General features: G+C 66.4%; 16 protein-coding genes. 5 read left to right on the forward strand and 11 right to left on the reverse strand.

The features are described 5' to 3' along the window. Window positions 1-28: 28 nt before the first annotated feature. The 3 genes from LI337_RS16480 to LI337_RS16490 form a co-directional block, all read right to left on the reverse strand. The gene (locus tag LI337_RS16480) at window positions 29-2,047 is read right to left on the reverse strand and encodes an AMP-binding protein (RefSeq protein WP_227231007.1); all 2,019 of its coding nucleotides are present in this window, start codon (window positions 2,045-2,047) and stop codon (window positions 29-31) included. A gap of 197 nt (window positions 2,048-2,244) precedes the next feature. Continuing rightward, window positions 2,245-2,742, reverse strand: coding sequence for a gamma carbonic anhydrase family protein (locus LI337_RS16485; RefSeq protein ID WP_227231008.1), 498 nt, complete (start codon window positions 2,740-2,742; stop codon window positions 2,245-2,247). Between the two features lie 86 nt (window positions 2,743-2,828). Further along, entirely contained in the window at window positions 2,829-3,188 is a 360-nt protein-coding gene (locus tag LI337_RS16490) for a DUF8109 family protein (RefSeq protein ID WP_227231009.1), read from the reverse strand. A gap of 242 nt (window positions 3,189-3,430) precedes the next feature. Between LI337_RS16490 and LI337_RS16495 the strand changes: the two genes are divergently transcribed. From LI337_RS16495 to LI337_RS16505, 3 genes are all read left to right on the forward strand, one after another. Beyond that, entirely contained in the window at window positions 3,431-6,529 is a 3,099-nt protein-coding gene (locus LI337_RS16495; RefSeq protein WP_227231010.1) for a glycosyl hydrolase, read from the forward strand. A gap of 262 nt (window positions 6,530-6,791) precedes the next feature. Next, on the forward strand, window positions 6,792-7,889 hold the full coding sequence (locus tag LI337_RS16500; protein WP_227231011.1) for a TrmB family transcriptional regulator: 1,098 nt from the start codon (window positions 6,792-6,794) through the stop codon (window positions 7,887-7,889). A 95-nt stretch (window positions 7,890-7,984) separates the two neighbouring features. Further along, window positions 7,985-8,887 (forward strand): HEAT repeat domain-containing protein, encoded by a 903-nt coding sequence (locus LI337_RS16505; protein ID WP_227231012.1) that lies wholly within the window; start codon window positions 7,985-7,987, stop codon window positions 8,885-8,887. Window positions 8,888-8,976: 89 nt separating this feature from the next. Here the strand turns inward: LI337_RS16505 and LI337_RS16510 are convergent, their stop codons facing one another. Further along, window positions 8,977-9,210 (reverse strand): hypothetical protein, encoded by a 234-nt coding sequence (locus tag LI337_RS16510; protein WP_227231013.1) that lies wholly within the window; start codon window positions 9,208-9,210, stop codon window positions 8,977-8,979. Window positions 9,211-9,393: 183 nt separating this feature from the next. Between LI337_RS16510 and LI337_RS16515 the strand changes: the two genes are divergently transcribed. Beyond that, window positions 9,394-9,849: a universal stress protein gene (locus tag LI337_RS16515; protein ID WP_227231014.1), complete on the forward strand. Its 456-nt coding sequence runs from the start codon at window positions 9,394-9,396 to the stop codon at window positions 9,847-9,849. A 24-nt stretch (window positions 9,850-9,873) separates the two neighbouring features. On the opposite strand, the gene LI337_RS16520 is transcribed toward LI337_RS16515, so the two are convergent. After that, on the reverse strand, window positions 9,874-10,338 hold the full coding sequence (locus tag LI337_RS16520; RefSeq protein WP_227231015.1) for a DUF5518 domain-containing protein: 465 nt from the start codon (window positions 10,336-10,338) through the stop codon (window positions 9,874-9,876). A gap of 148 nt (window positions 10,339-10,486) precedes the next feature. Between LI337_RS16520 and LI337_RS16525 the strand changes: the two genes are divergently transcribed. Continuing rightward, window positions 10,487-11,584 carry a Gfo/Idh/MocA family protein gene (locus tag LI337_RS16525; protein WP_227231016.1) on the forward strand — a complete coding sequence of 366 codons (1,098 nt, stop codon included), beginning with the start codon at window positions 10,487-10,489 and terminating at the stop codon, window positions 11,582-11,584. A 40-nt stretch (window positions 11,585-11,624) separates the two neighbouring features. Here the strand turns inward: LI337_RS16525 and LI337_RS16530 are convergent, their stop codons facing one another. From LI337_RS16530 to LI337_RS16555, 6 genes are all read right to left on the reverse strand, one after another. Further along, window positions 11,625-12,599: an aldo/keto reductase gene (locus LI337_RS16530; RefSeq protein WP_227231017.1), complete on the reverse strand. Its 975-nt coding sequence runs from the start codon at window positions 12,597-12,599 to the stop codon at window positions 11,625-11,627. A 77-nt stretch (window positions 12,600-12,676) separates the two neighbouring features. Continuing rightward, window positions 12,677-13,606 carry an NAD-dependent epimerase/dehydratase family protein gene (locus LI337_RS16535; protein WP_227231018.1) on the reverse strand — a complete coding sequence of 310 codons (930 nt, stop codon included), beginning with the start codon at window positions 13,604-13,606 and terminating at the stop codon, window positions 12,677-12,679. An 85-nt stretch (window positions 13,607-13,691) separates the two neighbouring features. Then, on the reverse strand, window positions 13,692-14,783 hold the full coding sequence (locus LI337_RS16540; protein ID WP_227231019.1) for an oligopeptide/dipeptide ABC transporter ATP-binding protein: 1,092 nt from the start codon (window positions 14,781-14,783) through the stop codon (window positions 13,692-13,694). Then, complete coding sequence (locus LI337_RS16545; protein WP_227231020.1) at window positions 14,780-15,865, reverse strand: ABC transporter ATP-binding protein; 1,086 nt, start codon at window positions 15,863-15,865, stop codon at window positions 14,780-14,782. Before LI337_RS16545 ends, LI337_RS16540 begins: the two co-directional genes overlap by 4 nt. Beyond that, a complete protein-coding gene (locus LI337_RS16550; protein WP_227231021.1) occupies window positions 15,866-16,885 on the reverse strand; it encodes an ABC transporter permease in 1,020 nt (339 codons plus the stop codon). It lies immediately after the preceding gene. Further along, complete coding sequence (locus tag LI337_RS16555; protein ID WP_227231022.1) at window positions 16,872-17,876, reverse strand: ABC transporter permease; 1,005 nt, start codon at window positions 17,874-17,876, stop codon at window positions 16,872-16,874. Before LI337_RS16555 ends, LI337_RS16550 begins: the two co-directional genes overlap by 14 nt. Window positions 17,877-17,878 lie beyond the last annotated feature (2 nt).

Consider the following 17,878-nt stretch of genomic DNA (forward strand, 5'->3'; position numbering starts at 1 on the left):
TTCGAACGGTAAGACGACGCTAGCCGATTCAGCGTGCGTCTGCGAGGCGGTCCAGCGCCTCGGGGTTCTCGATACTGCTCAGATCGCCGAGTTCCTCGCCCGTGTAGGTGGCCTGCACGGCACGCCGGACGACCTTCCCGGACTGCGTCTTCGGGAACTCGTCAACGAACAGCACCTCGCGGGGCCGGAACGGTTTGCCGAGTTGGTCGCCGATCATCGCGCGGATCGCCGCCCGCAGGTCGTCCGACTCGGTGACACCCGCTTCGGTGACGACGTAGGTGACGACGGCGGTGCCGGTCGTGTCGTCCGGGACGCCGACGGCGGCGACCTGGTTGACCTCTGTGTGTTCCATCGCGGCACCTTCGACTTCGGCGGGGCCGACCTTCCGACCGGCGACGTTCAGCGCGTCGTCGGCCCGCCCGTGGAGGAACCACAGGCCGTCTTCGTCTTTCTGGGCCCAGTCGCCGTGGTCCCACAACGGCGGGTCCGCGAAGGTCGACCAATACTCCTCGAGGTAACGCTCGTCGCCGTCCCACAGCGATTTCGTCATCGAGGGACAGGAGTCGCGGGCGACGAGGAAGCCGCGTTCGTGACTGTCGGCGACCGACTCGCCCGCCGAGTTCACGATGTCGACGTCCATCCCGAGACCGGGACCGCCGAGCGAACAGGGCTTGAGTGACTGGTTCGGCATCGGCATCAGGAAACAGCCGCAGATCTCCGTGCCGCCCGAGATGTTGATGATCGGCGTGTCCCCGCCGCCGACGTGCTCGTAGAACCACAGCCACGACTCCGCGTCCCAGGGTTCGCCGGTCGACCCGAGCAGGCGGAGCGAGGAGAGGTCGTGGCCGTCCAGCCACTCGTCGCCCTGCTTTCGCAGGGCGCGGATCGCCGTCGGCGAGATGCCGAACTGTGTCAGCGAGTGGCGATCGATCATCGCCCAGAAGCGGTCGGGGTCGGGGTAGTCCGGCGCGCCCTCGTAGACGAACACGGTCCCGCCGAAAGCGTGGTTCCCGATCAGCGTCCACGGCCCCATCATCCAGCCGATGTCGCTCATCCAGAAGAACCGGTCGCCGGGCTGTTGATCGAAGCCGAAGTGGATCTCTTTGGCCGGTTGCAACAGCCCGCCCGCGTGGGTGTGGACGATCCCCTTCGGTTTGCCGGTGGTGCCCGACGAGTAGAGCAACATCGACTCCTGATCCGAGGGGAGCGACTTGGTCTCGAACGTGGCCGACTGAGGCTCGACGGCCGCGTCCCAGAACTGATCCCTGCCTTCGGTCATCGGCACGTCGACCACGGTGTCGGTGTCCGCGAACCGTTCGTAGACGATGGTGTGGGCCACGTGGTGGTCGGCCTGTTCGATCGCCTCGTCTGCGGCACCTTTCAGCGTCACCTCGCTCCCGCGCCGGTAGAAGCCGTCTGCGGTGAACAGCACGTCACAGGCGGGGTCCTCCAGCCGGGTCGCGGTCGCGTCCACGCCGAAGCCGGAGAAGATGGGGACCGCGACGGCACCGATCTTGAAACAGCCGTAGAGGATGCTCACGACCTCGGGCACCATCGGCATGTAGAGCCCGACGCGGTCGCCCGTCTCGACGTCTCGCTCCGCGAGGGCGTTGGCGACCTTGTTCGCCTGCCGGTGGAGTTCGTGGTACGTGACCTCCCGCACCTCCCCGTCCTCGCCCTCCCAGATGGTGGCGACCGTGTTCCGCGTCTCGCTGTCGACGGCCGCGTGCCGGTCGACCGTGTTGTACGCGATGTTCAACTCGCCGCCGGGATACCAGTCGGTGAACTGCGGCCCGTCGGTGTCGTCGCGGACCGAGTCGTAGTCCTCGAAGAAGTCGACACCGAGGTAGTCGACGAGTTCGTCCCAGAACCAGTCGACGCCGGACTCCGGCTCTCCGTCGAGGTCCGTGGTCGTCCGCTCGATGACGGCCTCGCGGTCCTCGATACCGTACGTCTGCATGAACTGCCAGACGTTGGTAGATTCGACGAACTCCTGACTGGGCTCGTGGACGATCCGCTCACTATCCGGTGTGGGATCGGCTGACATGGTCGTCCTCGTCTGTGACTCACAGACGCGGGTAAAATAGCTTGCGTGAGTGCGGAGTGTCGACGCGCGATCGGGACGGTATCACGAAGTGCGAACGCCGCCGGCTTCCGGGCCGCGCGTACTACAGCGGCCCCGCGCGCGAGGAAGCCGCGCGTACTACAGCGGCCCCGCGCGCGAGGAAGCGCGCGTGCTCGCGCTCACTCCAGTCCCGCCTCCTTGTACGTCGCTGCGTGGTCGACGTAGAGGTCGTGGATGCGGCCGATCTCGTCGAGGTGTGCGCTCTCCAGTGGTCGGGTCTCCGCCGGGGCACCGTACGCGAGGTGTCCGGACGGGATGGTCTGTCCCTCGGTGACGAGGCTGTTCGCGGCCACCAGACACTCGGATTCGACCACCGCGCCGCGCTGGATCGTGCTCGACATCCCGACGAGCGAGTCGCTCTCGACGGTGGCGTAGTCCACGACGACCCCGTGTCCGACGGTCACTCTGTCGCCGACCGTGGCTCCGTGGAGCATGGTGAACTCCTGGACGTTGCTCTCCTCGCCGACGACCGTCGGTCCGTCGTCACCGCGCAGGCAGACGAACGGCCAGAGACTCGATCGCTCGCCGACCGTCACGTCACCCACGGTGTAGGACATCTCCGAGACGAACGCCGACTCCGCGATCTCCGGAGTCGACCCGTGTACTGAACGCTGCATGCGACGACGACGCAGAGAGACGTAATAGTAGCATCGGCGACGCCGGCGTGAGCCGAGCAGTTCGGCGGTCGGACACGCTCGTGTCCTCACTCGTCGGTCGCGCCCTGTGCCTCCAGAATCTCGAGCAGTCGGCCCCGGCCGAGTTCCTCGATGAGGACCGCCAGTTCGAGGACCCGGTCTGCACCCAGTTCGTCGACGAGTGACTCGATCTCGTCGGGGGTGAACGTTCGGGCGATACTCGCCATCGTCCCGACGACCTCGGCGGTTCGCTCTGCCACCTCCGCACTCGGCGCGACCGTCAGCGGGCGGTTGACGAACTCCCCGTTCTTGTAGTAGCAGAACCGCAGTTCGGTCTCGTCGGTCGACTCCGGGTTGACGATCTGGACGACGCCGTAACCGTCCTCCCACTCGTCCACGCGCCGTTCTAAGAGTGTTCGGTAACGCATTGTCTCGTCGTAGCGTGCCAAACACAAGTGTTTTTCTATACGTTCCGGTTGTAACTCGCTTGTGTATTTACGTGTCGACACGGACCGCTCCGACGGTGACCGTTCGGACGACTCTACGCACCGAGACACGATCTCTCATGAACGTTGTCACCACTCACGTGGTAACAGTGAATATGCCGACAGACGCCTTTATTTAGCACGTCGTTTCGTGTATCTGCCGGTACACGAGCGGAGCAGTCACTATGCACGAGCACACACCAGACGACGGTAGACAGCGCGAGCGAACGGGAGAGACACCCCCGGAGACGGACGGGGACGGTGGTGACGGGACACTGCCGCTGACCAAGCGTGGCCTCCTGCGGGCGGCGGCCGCGACCAGCCTCGTCCCGAGTCTCTCGGGGCTCGCCAGCGCACAGGAGGTGAGTGTCGGCAACGGGAGTTACGTGACGACCGTGCCCAGCGGCGAGGGGTCGCCACAGGATACGCAGTACACCACCGCGAACGTGTCGGCCCCGATCCCGACGAACGACTGGTGGAGTACGCTTCTCTGGTTCCAGTACTCCAACCCGATGTTCGCCCACCCGATCGCGGCGACCGCCTCCGGTGCCGGCCTGGACGTGAGCAACCCGACCGACTGGAACATCACGTCGTCGGGTGTCACGGACGGGGTCGCCATGATGGACGACTCGCGCGACCTGACCATCGGCCACTCGGCCACGTCGTCGTTCTCGGACACCCGTTGTGACGGGTACGGCGACTGGCACACGGTGGCGAAGTGGGGCGACGGCACCTCGACGACGCTCACCACGACTATCTCACAGGGGTCGCCGTACGTCTTCGCCGAGTACGAGGGCGGCGGTGCGGTCGTCTCCTTCCCCTCGACACCGACGGTGTTCGCCGACGACGGGAACGTCCTCGGCGTCGAGATCGACGGCCACGCCTACGGACTGTACGCACCGTCCGGGGCGACGTGGTCCGGACAGGGGACGACCGAACTCACCAGCACGCTGAACGGTGCCGGCTATCTCACCGTGGCCGCACTCCCCGAAGCGACCAGCACCGCGCTCTCCGAACTGGAGACCTACGCCTACAACTTCATCCGCGACTCCACGGTGTCGTGGTCGTACGACCAGTCGGCCGGCGAGGTGACGACGACGTTCGACGTGACGACCGAGAACAAAGCCGAGAGTGGGGCGACCGGGTCGTTCCTCGGGCTGTTCCCCCACCAGCACAAGTACGCCTCGGCGTCGTTCACGCCGTACACCTACACCTCCGCACGCGGGCCGATGAAAACCATCAGCGGGACCTCGTCGTTCCAGGTCACCTACACCTTCCCCGGCGTGCTCCCGTTCCTGCCCGACGAGGGGAGCTACGACTCGGCGGAACTGGCGAGTTACGTCGACGAGGAGGAGTCCAACAGGACGCTCGTCGAGACAGGCCCGGACAGCCCCGGCGACGGCACCTACTGGACCGGGAAGAACTACGGTCGACTGGCCGAACTGATCCCCATCGCCGAACAGGTCGGCGACACCACGGCGGCCGACTACTTCCTGAACGGCGACCAGAACACGCTGGGCCTGCGGGACGACCTCGAACTCTGGCTCGACGCCAGCCAGGAGGGAAGCACTCGCTCGGAGGACGTGTTCTACTACGACCAGAACTGGGGCACCCTCGTCGGGTACAACGACTCGTTCGGCTCCGGTGCGAACATCAACGACCACCACTTCCACTACGGCTACTACGTCCGTGGCGCGGCGGAGATCGCCCGCAACGACCGAACGTGGGCGCAGGACGCCAACTGGGGGTCGATGGTCCGACTCCTCGTCCGTGACTTCGCCAACTGGGAGCGACCGGATCGCTCAAACACCCAGTCGCCGGCCAGCAACCCGAAGGACTCGTTCCCGTTCCTGCGGAACTTCAGCCCCTACGAGGGGCATTCGTGGGCCGACGGCGGCGGCGCGGACTTCGCCGACGGGAACAACCAGGAGTCCTCTTCCGAGGCGATCAACGCCTACGCCTCGATGATCCTCTGGGGCGAGTACACCGGCGACACCGCCCTCCGCGACGCGGGCGTGTTCCTCTACACCACCGAAGTCCACGCAGTCCAGGAGTACTGGTTCGACGTGGACGACACGAACCAGCCGTCGAACTGGGCGTACGACACGGCGGCGATGGTGTGGGGAGACGGCTACAAGTACGACACGTTCTTCACCACCGACGTGGAGGCGATCCACGGGATCAACTTCCTGCCGCTCGCCGCCTCGTCGTCGTATCTCGGCTGGGACGTCCCCGCCGCCGAGGCGAACTACACCGAACTGGTGAACAACGACCCCGACGGCGACAGTTTCCAGTACTGGCCCGATATCCACTGGATGTTCCGCGCGCTCTCGGACGTGGCCGACGCGAAGAACCTCTGGACGGCCAGAAAGGACAGCTACCCGGTCGAGTTCGGCGAGAGTCGCGCACACACCTACCACTGGATCTACAACACCGACGCGATGGGGACGGCGGTCAAGTCCATCACGGCCGACCACCCGCTGACGACGGTCTACGACGACGGCAGTTCGAAGACGTACGTCGCGTACAACCCGTCCAGCAGTTCGACGACGGTCACCTTCTCCGACGGCACCTCGCTGTCGGTCCCGGCCAACTCGATGGCCACGTCGTCGGACGGGGACGGTGGTGGCTCGGGCTCTGCGTCGACCGTGGAGAGTCTCTCTGCCAGCGAAGTCGAGACCAGTACGTCGGACGCTGCGTTCGACGTCTCGTGGAGCGTTTCGGACGGGGACGGCGACCTCTCGTCGGTCGATCTCACCCTCACCGACGAGACGGCGGGCACCACCGACGACACGGCCACGAGCAGTGTCAGTGGGTCCAGTGCCAGCGGGACGACTCGACTCGTCGCACCCGGCGACGACGGCTCCGGCAACGACTACACGGTCGGGCTGACCGTCACCGACGCGGCCGGCAACACCACGTCGGACTCGACGACGGTCACCGAGAGCGAGTCCACCAGTTCCGGCGGACCGACGGTCGACACTCTCTCGGTCGCCGAGAGCGCGGGGAACGACCCACACGCCGACTTCACCGTGGACTGGGCGGTCTCCGACAGCGACACTGACCTCTCGACGGTCGATCTGACGTTGACTGACACGACGGACGGGGCCATCGAGGACACCGTCTCCATCGGCGTCGGTGGCGGCTCTGCGGCCGACCAGCAGAACCTGCGTGCGAACAAAGCGGAGAACGACGGGCACACCTACGAGGTCGAACTGGTCGTCGCCGACGCGGCGGGGAACACAACGTCCGCGACGGCGACCGAGGTCGAAGACGGCGCCTGACCGTCGCAGGCCATCCGAGGGCGTCGCACGTCGTTCGGTCGCCACAGAAGTCAGCTCGACATCGCCGGAGTTCGGCGGCGAGACCGTCGTCACACGCGGTCGATTCTGAGCTCCGCGGGTGGCGACCGCGCGACAGCTCTGCAGACGCGAGCCGAACCGTCCTTCCTGCGGGAGTATTTCTGTGCTGTCTGCGGATACGTCGAATCAGAGATCGAAAGTGAAATACCATCATGAACGTTCGTAGGTGATAGACTTCCGTCCCATGCGCAAAGAAGACGCCGTCGAGGAACTGGAACGGATCGGGTTCAGTGCGTACGAGGCACAGACGTACGCCACGCTCGTCGAGTACGACTCGGTGCCGTTGACCGTGCTGGCCTCCGAGAGTTCCGTCCCGCGGTCTCGCGTCTACGACGTCGTCTCCAGTCTCGACGCACAGGGACACGTCGAGACGTTCACGCGCGACGGGAAGCGCCACGCCAGAGCGGACGATCCGACGGAGATCCTCGATCAACTCCGGCGGACCGGCCAGACGCTGGCAGAGACCGCCGACCACATCGAAGACGAGTGGCAACAGTCCGACTTCCAGGAACACAGCCTCACCCTGCTGGACAACGGTATCGGCGGGGCGATCGCCCAGATCCGGGCCGACGTCCGCGCGGCCGAGAACCTGGTCGAGGTCGTCACCACGGAGGCCAACTACTTCCAGCTTCGATCCGCGCTCCGCGACGCCTGCGAGTCCGACGTCGTCGTCCGCGTCACGCTCGAACAGGCGTCGAACCTCGGGACCGTGCAGTGTCAACCGGTGTCGGAGCTTCGTGCACACCGCATCCCGTCGCCGTTTCTCGTCATCGTCGACAGAACCTCGGTCTGGATGGCACCCCATCCGACTGCCAGCGACGACTACGTGGTGACACTCAACAGCGAGTCCATCGCGTACATCTTCCACTGGTTCTTTCTCGCCGGGCGGTGGGCCGGCAGTGAACCGTTGTTCGTCCGCGACTACGCCGACTTCACCACCTACGTCGACATCATCGAGTTCATCCGCGACGTCGAGCCACTGCTGGGGTCGGGGCTCCCGATTCCGGTCGTCGTCGACGGCACCGACACGACGTCGGGCACCCACCGCCGCGTCTCGGGTACCGTCGTCGACATCGAGTATCCGGACGGCCCGTCGGGATCGAACGGCCGGCCGACCTACGCCGACCTCGCCGGGATGAAGACGGTCACCGTGGACGCCGGGGCGGAGGCGGTCCGCGTCGGCGGCCGCGGCGCGGTCGCCGAGGACGTCGAACTCCGACGACTCGCCGTCGCGCTCCCGCTCGAACAGTTCGTCGACCTGTGCTACGAGGGGGCCACCTGACCGCCGACGAGGAGACCACTAGTGGTGACGGCGAAGGCGGGTCGAGGCTCCGGTCGACCGGTACGTATTTTTCCCGTCGGCCGAGAGCACCTGGCATGGCTGGGACTAGCGATACCCCGCTGGCAGACGTGGTGCTGGACGACGTCCTCCCCGAGGCGCTGGACGCCGACGAGATTCGGGCGGCGCTCACGTCGTCACGAGCACACGTCCGTCAGCGCGGGGCCCGTGCCTGTGAACGACTCGTCGAGGCGGACGTCGACGCGGTTCGACCGCTTGTCGGTGAACTCGGGCACGCGCTGACGGCAGACAATCCCGGTGTCGTCCAGTCGGCCGCCTCTGCACTCTACGAGGTAGCGGTGGCCGACGTGACGGCCGTCGAGGACGTCGTCGAGCGAGCCGCGTCGCTCGCCGAGTCGGACCTCGCAGGCGTCCAGGTGGCCGGGGCGCAGGTACTGGCGGTCGTCGGCCGCGAACGCCCGGCGTACTGCACGTCGGTCGTGGGGGTACTGGTCGACGCTCTCGACGAGCAACTCACCGTCGCGGGCGACGACTCCATCGCCGAGTCCGTCGACGACCGGGAGACTCGCCAGACGATCCGACAGCACGAACAGGAGGAACAGCAGCACGCGAGCCTCGCTCGCCAGTTGTTCGCCAACGTCGTCGTCGCGGTCGCCGAAGCGACACCGACGGCGGTCGTCGACCACGTGGCGGGCGTCGCCGACCTGCTGGACCACGAGGACCCGGTCGTTCGCGGTGCGGCGCTCGACACCCTCGGCGCGGTCGGCCGCGAGCGACCGGCGGCGGTCGCTCCGTTCACCGACGCCATCGTCGCGTGTCTCGACGCGGACGAGACCGTGCTCCGGTCGCGCGCGATTCGAACGCTCGGCTACGTCGGGGCGACCGACGCCGTCGCCGCACTCGAAGCCACCGCGGAGACGGATCCGCACGACGAGGTGGCGGCGTTCGCCGCGGAGACGGCAGCGTTCCTCCGGCAGTAGTCGGCCCGTCGGGCCACCCTCGCACGCGTCGCGGAGCGACGGGGAGAGAGATTCACGCCACCGGACGCCGAGACGGCCGAGAGAGACGATCAGCTCCCCATCGCCTGCTTCGTACAGTACCAGTAGACGCCGACGAACGTGACGAGACAGCCCCCGACGAGGATGGCGTCGACGAGTGCGATGACGTAGCCGGCGGTCCCCGGTTCGAGAAACAGAAACGAGAACGCGAGGAGTACCCCCATCACGAGGACGACGGCGAGCAGCAGCGGAATCTGGTTCCGCTGTTCACAGACGCCGTCTACGGCAACTTCTCTCAGTCCCATACCCTCACCTGCGAACGAACGGTCATTAATATCCCGGTCACGGGCGGCTCCGACCGGGCGTCTGTGATCTACTCGCCACGCCGTCCGACGGGCGGTCGCTGTCGGCGGCGGACGGCCCGCCTGCCGACCGAACACGGAGGTGCCTCCGATACACTTATTCGCCGACCCGTGGAGCACTAGTCGATGGAACGCGCGCTCGTGAGCCTCAGAGCGACGGAGACGCATCGCGAACTGCTGACCGAAGCGGTCGACTGTGCTGGCGACGACGACGAACTCGTCGTCCTCTGGCACCTCGACGCGGCGGAGTACGATGCCGACGTGACGACGCTGGAGTCGGTCGGCCGAGTGGAGAACACCGACTACACCCACCGAAGCGTCGTCGAGGGGGCCGCCGGTGATGCACGGGAGTTCGTCGAGTCCACGGTGTCGACCGCAGGCCTCGACGTCCGGATCGTGGTGTCGGTCGACTCGGCGGACTCCCGCGCCCAGCGAGTCCTCGACGCGGCCACGGACCACGACTGTGACCACGTGTTCATCGTCGGGACGGACCGTTCGCCGACGGGAAAGGCCGTCTTCGGAGACTTCGCCCAGGCGGTCATCCTCAACTTCGACGGCTTCACCACGGTCGTCACCGACTGAGTCCAGGGCCTCCCAGCCGTGTCCTCAGTACGCGTCCGGGTTCAGGTGGTCGGGGACGACCCAGCGCCGGACGACGACGCCGAGCGCTCCGCCGACGACACCCGAGAACCCGTACACGGGAACGAGTGCGACGACACTCACGGCCCCGTAGAAGGGTGCCCAGTAGAGGAACAGTTGACGCGACGCCGAGTACCAGAGGACGAACAGCGCGACCACGGCCAAGAGCGCCAGCACCACCACCCCGTAGGCCCCGGCCCGGAGGCCGGCGACCATGCCGTCGTAGCTGTTCGTCCCGAGGCCGAAGCCGGCGACGAGTCCGCCGACGAACCCGCCGAGGAGGACGATGTTGTTCCCCCACGCCAGCGCCGGTCCGAAGAAGTACACCACGAGCACGTACGCGACCACACTCGCCGTGCCCACCGCCGTGATCCACCACGGCCGCCCGACGAACTGAGAGACGAACCGATGACGCGTGTAGTGTCCACCCATACGACTTTCTCACCGAGTGACAGTAAATAGATTGGGGTGAGCCACCCAGTCGGGCGGCCGCGACACCGATCCGAACGCCTCGCTCGCTCGTCTCGGCTCCGCAGGGCGTAACGGTTTTCACCCGCTTCGACGACGGTGGGGACGAGCAATGAACACGTACGACGTCGCTATCATCGGTGCTGGACCGGACCCGTCGAACCCGTCGGTCGACGGGTTCGCGATGGGGTATCGACACGCCGAAGGGTTCGAGAACGACGACCGGTGTGAGGTGGTCGGGGTCGCGGACATCGTCCCCGAGAACGCTGCCGCGTTCGCAGACGCGTTCGACCTCCCGGAGAGGGCCGTCTACGAGGACTACGAGCAGATGCTGGCCGAACTGGACCCGGACATCGCCAGCGTCGCGGTCCCGCCCGCAGTCCACCACGACGTCGTGGTCGGGTGTGCGCGAAGCGGTACGGTCGACGCCGTCCACTGTGAGAAGCCGATGGCGACGAACTGGGCGGACGCGCGGTCGATGGTCCAAGAGTGTTGGCGACGCGACGTGCAGGTGACGTTCAATCGGCAGCGACGGTTCGGCAAGCCGTTCGTCGAGGCGAAGCGACTCCTCGACGCGGGTGAGATCGGCGACCTCCAGCGGGTCGAGATCACCTGGGGTGACTTCTACGACACCGGTGCCCACACCATCGACCTCGCGGGGATGTTCACCGACGAACACGGCGCGGAGTGGGTGCTGGCCGCACTCGACTACCGCGATGAGGACGTCCGGTTCGGGACCCACCAGGAGAACCAGATGTGGGCGCAGTGGCGCTACGAGAACGGCGTCTACGGGACGCTCTCGGGCGGTGAGGGCAGTGACTTCGCCGACGCCGCCTTCGTCCTTCGCGGCACTGACGGCGAGATCCGGATCGACGTGACGGACGGTCCGATGCTGGAGGTCGCACACGGGAGCGACCGCAGGGCAGTCGACGTGGACGGCGAGACGATGCACGCCACCGGCGCAGAGACGGACCGGTACGGGTCGGCCTTCCAGGACCGGGCGGTGACGGCGGTCGTCGACGGGCTCGACACCGGGACCGAACCGACACTGAGCGGACGCATCGGCCTCAACACGGCCGAGATCATCTTCGCGGGCTACGAGTCGGTACGGCGAACCGGTCGCGTCGACCTGCCCGCAGACGGGGACGACCACCCGCTCGAAGCGATGGTCGCGTCGGGGCGACTGACGCCGGAACCGGCCGACGAGTAGGAGTCGGCGAGACAGGATCGTTCGGTGACGAGACGGCCGTCTACTCGTGGCCGATGATCGGTTGCGGTTCGTACGGGGCTTCGAGGTAGTCGATATCGGAGTCGGCGAGGTCGATCTCCACCGCTTCGACGGCCTCTTCGAGATGTTCGACGCTGGTGGTGCCGACGACGGGTGCGGTCACCCACTCTTTGTGCAGGAGCCACGCGAGCGACAGTTGCGCCATCGAGACGCCGTAGTCGGCCGCCAGTTCCTGGACCCGTTCGTTGATCTCCTCCCCGCCGCCCGCGTCGTACTCCGGCGTGGGGTTGTGGTGGTTCGCCGGGTCGCCGCGCGTCGTCGCCTCCAACTCATCGTGCGGGCGCGTGAGATACCCCTGCCCGAGTGGTCCCCACGGGATGACGCCGACGTCCTCCCTCTCACACAGCGGCAGCATCTCGCGTTCCTCCTCGCGGTAGGCGAGGTGGTAGTGGTTCTGCATCGAGACGAACCGTTCGAGGCCGCGCGCGCGAGAGGTCTCCAGCGCATCGGCGAGTTGGTAGGCCCACATCGAGGAGGCGCCGAGGTGTCGCACCTCACCCCGGCGGACCGCGTCGTCCAGCGCCCCGAGCGTGTTCTCGATAGGGGTGTCGTCGTCCCAGCGGTGGATCTGCAGGAGGTCGACCGTGTCCATCCCCAGTCGGTCGAGCGAGTCCGAGAGTTCCTGCTCGATCGCCTTCCGGGAGAGTCCACTCTGGTTGGGACCGTCCTCGCCGACGGGGAAGAACGTCTTCGTGGCGACGACCTGTTCGGCGCGGTCGCGCTCGTCGAGTGCGCGCCCGAGAATCTCCTCGCTCTCGCCGGCGGAGTAGGCGTTCGCGGTGTCGAAGAAGTTGATCCCGAGTTCGACGGCGCGGTCGATGATCTCGCGGGACGCCTCCTCGTCGAGCATCCAGGGTTCCTCACTGCCGAAGCTCATACAGCCCAGACAGATGCGACTCACTTCCGTTCCGGTCGCTCCGAGTGTCGTGTACTCCACGTACGGTCTTCCGGTGTCGATGTGAAAAGTTCACCGGAGGCGGAACACGTCGGGTGACCGGCCGCCGTCGTGTCACGCTACGGTGCGCCGAAGTCGGGCCCGTCGACCGCCGACTCGGTTCGCCACCCGTGTGCTGGCTCCCAGTCGAGGAGGCGTCGTGCCTTCGCCGTCGAGAACGCCGACTCGTCGCCGGAGAGGTCACACGGTTCGGGAACCTCACCCAGCAACACCTCGAACAGATCGGCGGTGTCGACGCCGAGGTAGTTGTCGGTGGCGTGACAGTGGACGGCCTCGTGGCCGTCGATATCGACGTGGAGGGAGCGCGCGATCTGGTCGGCGAGGTCCCGGACGTCGACGTACGACCAGAAGTTGCCGGGCCCACCGCCGACGGCGTCCGTGGGGTTCGCCGCCAGTGCGTCCAACTCGAAGGCGTCGCGGATGTCGGTGACGAAGTACTCGCCGGGGTACTGGACCCACGAGGGCCGGATCGAGACGGCGGAGATGCCGTCCCGGCGGACGACTGCCTTCGCGGTCTCCTCGCCGGTCACCTTCGAGAGACCGTAGGGGTCCTCGGGCCGGAGCGGGTGGCTCTCGTCTATCGGGAGTGAGTCTGGCGAACGCAGGTCGTCGGCGAACGGGAAGCCGTAGGCCGACTCGCTGGAGGTCCACGTCAGATCGGCACCGACACGGCCGGCCGCGTTCATCACGTTGTACGTACTCTGGACGTTGTTCCGGTAGACGCGCTCGCCGGCGTGGTTCAGTGGATCGGGAATCGCCGCGAGGTGGACGACTGCGTCGGGGTCGACGTCCAGCAGGAGGTCCATCGTCTCCCCGGCGTCGACGAGGTCCAGCGCGCGGAAGTCGACACGCTCCGGGGGGTCTCCCGTCGGAAGTTCGCGGTCGACTGCGACGATCTCGATCCCGTCTTCGAGGAGTCGATCCACGACCCACCGGCCCGCACCGCCGAGTGCGCCCGTCACGACGACACTGTCAGGACTCGTAGCCATACCGGATCCACTCGACACGTCGCAAAAAGGATGCCGTCTCCAGCGAGAGCCGCATGGCGTCGCACCCTCGTCGGGCGACTGACCGTCAGTCGTCGAGCGGGGCGCTGTCCCAGTACTCGTGGTCCGGTTGGTTGCGGAAACACGCCGCCTGGTGGTCGCCGGACCCCTCCAGCGACGGACACTGCTCACGGCACGCCTCTCTGGCTTCCGGACAGCGCGTGTGGAACCGACAGCCACTCGGTGGGTTCACCGGGTCGGGGATGTCGATCTTCCGCATCGGCGGGTCGCTCGCCCCGGACGCGTGCAGCGCGAGGTCCGGGGTCGCCCACCGCAGGACGTTCGTGTACGGGTGCTTCGGGTCCTCGATGAGTTGCTCGGCCGGCCCGACCTCGACGAGTTCGCCCAGGTACATCACACCGATGCGGCCGTTGCCGTGTTCAGCGAAGTAGCGAGCGTTCGAGAGGTCGTGCGAGATGAACACGAACGAGGTGTCGAAGTCGTCCTGCAGGTCGAGCATCAGGTCCATCATCTCCACGCGCAGGGAGACGTCGAGTGCGCTGATCGCCTCGTCGGCGAGGATGAGGTCCGGGTTCATCAGGAGCGCACGCGACAGCGCGACGCGCTGTTGCTCGCCGCCACTCAGCTGGTGGGGGTACCGGTCGGCGAAGTCCGCCGCCGGGTTCATGCCGACCCGTTCGAGCAGCGAGTAGATGCGTTCGCGGCGTTCGCTCCGGCCGACGTTGGGGTGGGTCTGGCGAATCGGCTGTGAGAGGATCTCGACGATCCGCTGGTTCGGGTTCAACGAACTACCGGGGTCCTGGTGGATGATCTGGAGCGAGGAGCGGATCTCCTCGAACGGGATGTCGACGTCGCCCCGGCCGTCGTTGGCCGCCCAGATGTCCTGTCCCCGGTAGCGGACGGTGCCACCGGTCGGCCGCTGGAGACCGATGGACGTCTTGCCGAGCGTCGACTTCCCACAGCCACTCTCGCCGACCAGGGCGAGGACGTCGTTCTCCTCGATGTCCAGCGAGATGCCGTCGACGGCTCTGACGACGTCCGGGTCGTCGAAGAAGTTGAACATCCCCTGGCTCTCCTCGAAGTGGACTTCGACGTTCTCCAGGGAGACGAGCGGTGCGTCGTCACCTCGTCTCGCGTCGGCGTGGTCGATCTGACTCATCGTCGTTCCTCCGTCTCCGCGCCGACCGCGTCCTGCTCGATCGCCTCGAAGTTCAGCTCGATCGTCTCTCTGGCGTCTTCCCAGTGGTGACAGGCCGCCTCGTGGTCCGAACCCGCGTCGTAGAACGGCGGGTCCGACGACCGGCACTCCTCCGTCGCGAGCGGACAGCGCGGTGCGTACGAACAGCCCGGCGGCACGTTGATCGGTGCCGGACTCTGTCCCTCGATCGGTCGCATCTCCTCGAGTGGCGCGTCGAGGTTCGGCGTCGAGTTCAGCAGTGCCCGCGTGTACGGGTGGCCGGAGTTGCCGATGAGTTGGTCGCGTGGTGCGACCTCGATGAGGTCGAAGGCGTACATCACGGCCATCCGGTCGGCCAGTGCGGCCACCAGCGGCAGGTCGTGCGTGATGAACACCATCGTCAGGTCGTACTTCTCCTGTAACTCCTGGAGGAGCATCAGGATCGACCGCTGCATCAGCAGGTCCAGTGCGGCCGTCGGTTCGTCCATCACGAGGACGTTCGGCTCCAAGATGAGCGACAGGGCGATGAGCGCGCGCTGTTGCATCCCGCCGGAGAGTTCGTGCGGGTACGAGTCGAGCACGCGCTCCGGGTCGAGATACAGATCCGAGAGGAGTTCGCGTGCGAACTCCATCCCTTCGGTCACACGGGCGTCGTGGGCCTTCAGCGTCTCGCGGAAGTGCCCGCCGATCTTCATCGTGGGGTTGAACGAACTCATCGCACCCTGGAACACCATCGCGACCTCTTCCCAGCGGAACTGCCGGAGTTCCTCCTGACTGAGTTCGAGGATGTCGATCTCGGTGCCGTCGGCTCTGTTGTAGATGATCTCGCCGGAGAGTTGGCCGGGGTCGGGAATCGCGTCCAGCATCGCCGACGCGAGCATCGACTTCCCGCTCCCACTCTCGCCGACGACGCCGACCACCTCGTTGCGCTCGACGGAGAGGCTCACGTCGTCGAGGACGAACGTCTCGCCCCCGTCGTACGTGACCTTCGCGTTGCGCATCTCGATGATCGGATCGCTCGTCGTCGCCTCTGCCCGTCGTCGTGTCGTCTGATCTGATGCCATCTAGAGCACCTCCGTCAGGCCCGTGTCTTCGTCGTCGGACGCCGTCGACTTCGATTCGCCGGCCATCCGAGTCCGGACGCGGGGGTTGAACACGCGGTCCATCCCCTGTCCGAGCAGGATGAGTCCCAGCGAGAGCCCCATGATCGCCAGCATCGGTGCGAGCAACCAGTGGGCCGCACTCCAGGAGAACAGCGCCCCGCCGCTGTACGCGAAGTTGAGGGTGACGCCCCAGTTCTGCTTCGAGTACGGCAGGACGCCGAGGAAGAACAACCCGACCGAGGCGAACATGACGTAGCGTGCGGCGAACACGAAGTTGACCGTCACGTACGGCATGAGGTTCGGGATGATGTCCTTCCAGATGATGCGCGGCGTACTGACGCCCATCGTCCGGGAGGCCTCGACGTAGTCGTTCTGCCGGATGGTGAGCACCTGCGAACGCAGGGACCGACCGAGGCCGGCCCAGTAGCTGATGTTGATGATGACGCCCAGGAGAATCGGGTTCTCCGGGTTCAGCGTCACCGCCAGGATGATCACCAGCGGGAGCCCCGGAATCGCCATCACGAGGTCCGAGAAGGACATCAGCGCCTGATCGACCTGCCCGCCCTTGTAGCCGGCGATGGTGCCGATGGCGACGGCGACGCCGGTCGCCCAGACGGCACCGGCGGTGATCATCAGCAGGATGTCCGGCGTCGAGTAGATGATGAGCGCCGCCAGATCCGTCCCCGAGGCGGTCGTGCCGAGGGGGTAGTTCATGTTCTCGAACAGCATCAGGTAGCGCGGTGCCTGACTCGTCGAGGGTTCTCGCCAGAGACCGAACACCGCGACGAGTGCCATCGCGAGGTACCCCCCGACGATGAGGAGTCCGAACCGGGTCCGCCAGTCGGCCCAGGCGACGAGCAACGGCGTCCGGACCCCGTCTTCGTACACCTCGCGGAGTCGCTCCCGTCTCGTCACGTCGGGTGCCGACGTGCTCTCGCTTCGCCAGTCGACGCCCGTGTTCTCGCTTTCAGTATGCTTCATCGGAGTCTCCTGCGCTGATCCGCGGATCGATCTTGCTGTAAGTCAGGTCGGCGACGTAGACGCCGAGGACCAGTGCCACGGTGATGACGAGGAAGGTCCCCATCATCAGCGGGTAGTCGTTGGACGTGAGCGACGAGAACAGGTAGTAGCCCAGTCCCGTGTACGAGAAGATCTGCTCTAAGATGACGGTCCCGCCCAGGCGGAACCCGAGCAGGAGCAGAAAGCCCGTGTACATCGGGAGGATGGCGTTCCGGGCGACGTACCGGGTCGCGATCCGCCGGTCCGAGAGACCACGCAACCGAGCGACCTGGACGTAGTCGTTGCCGAGTACCTGGATGCTGTTCCCGCGCATCGCCAGCGCCTGCCCGCCGATGGCCCCGAGCGTGTACGAGACGATGGGCAGGATGCTGTGTTCCAGCGCACTCAACAGGAACGGGACGCTCAGTTCACGTTCCACGCTGGTCCCGACCGTTCCAGCCGTCGGGAGCCAGCCGAACTGGTACGCGAAGACGTACAGCAGGATGACGGCGACCACGTAGAAGGGCACCGACATCAGAGAGATGGAGATGCCCGACAGCACCTGGTCGAACTTGGAGCCTTCCCAGTACGCCTGGAGTGACCCGAGGAAGATACCCACCACGAAGACGAGTACCGTCGAGACCAGGACCACGAATATCGTCCACGGTGCCGCCTTGGCGATGATCGCCACGACGGGTTCGTTGAGCGCGATAGACTCCCCGAGGTTCCCCTGTGCGAGCGAGAGCATGTAGTTCGCGTACTGCTCGTACAGCGGGGCGTCCGGCCGGATGTTCTGCAGGTTGGCGATTCTCGCGTCTACCTCCTCGGCAGGGACGCCCTGCCGGAGGAGTGTCGCGCGCAACTGGGTGAACGGACCGCCGGGGAGTAGCCGGATCAGCCCGAAGGTGAGCGACGCCACGAGGAAGATCGTGGCGAACACCCGGGCGGTCCGGCGGACGTAGTAGTTGACCATTG

The organism is Salinirubrum litoreum (genome assembly GCF_020567425.1).
GTDB classification, from domain to species: domain Archaea; phylum Halobacteriota; class Halobacteria; order Halobacteriales; family Haloferacaceae; genus Salinirubrum; species Salinirubrum litoreum.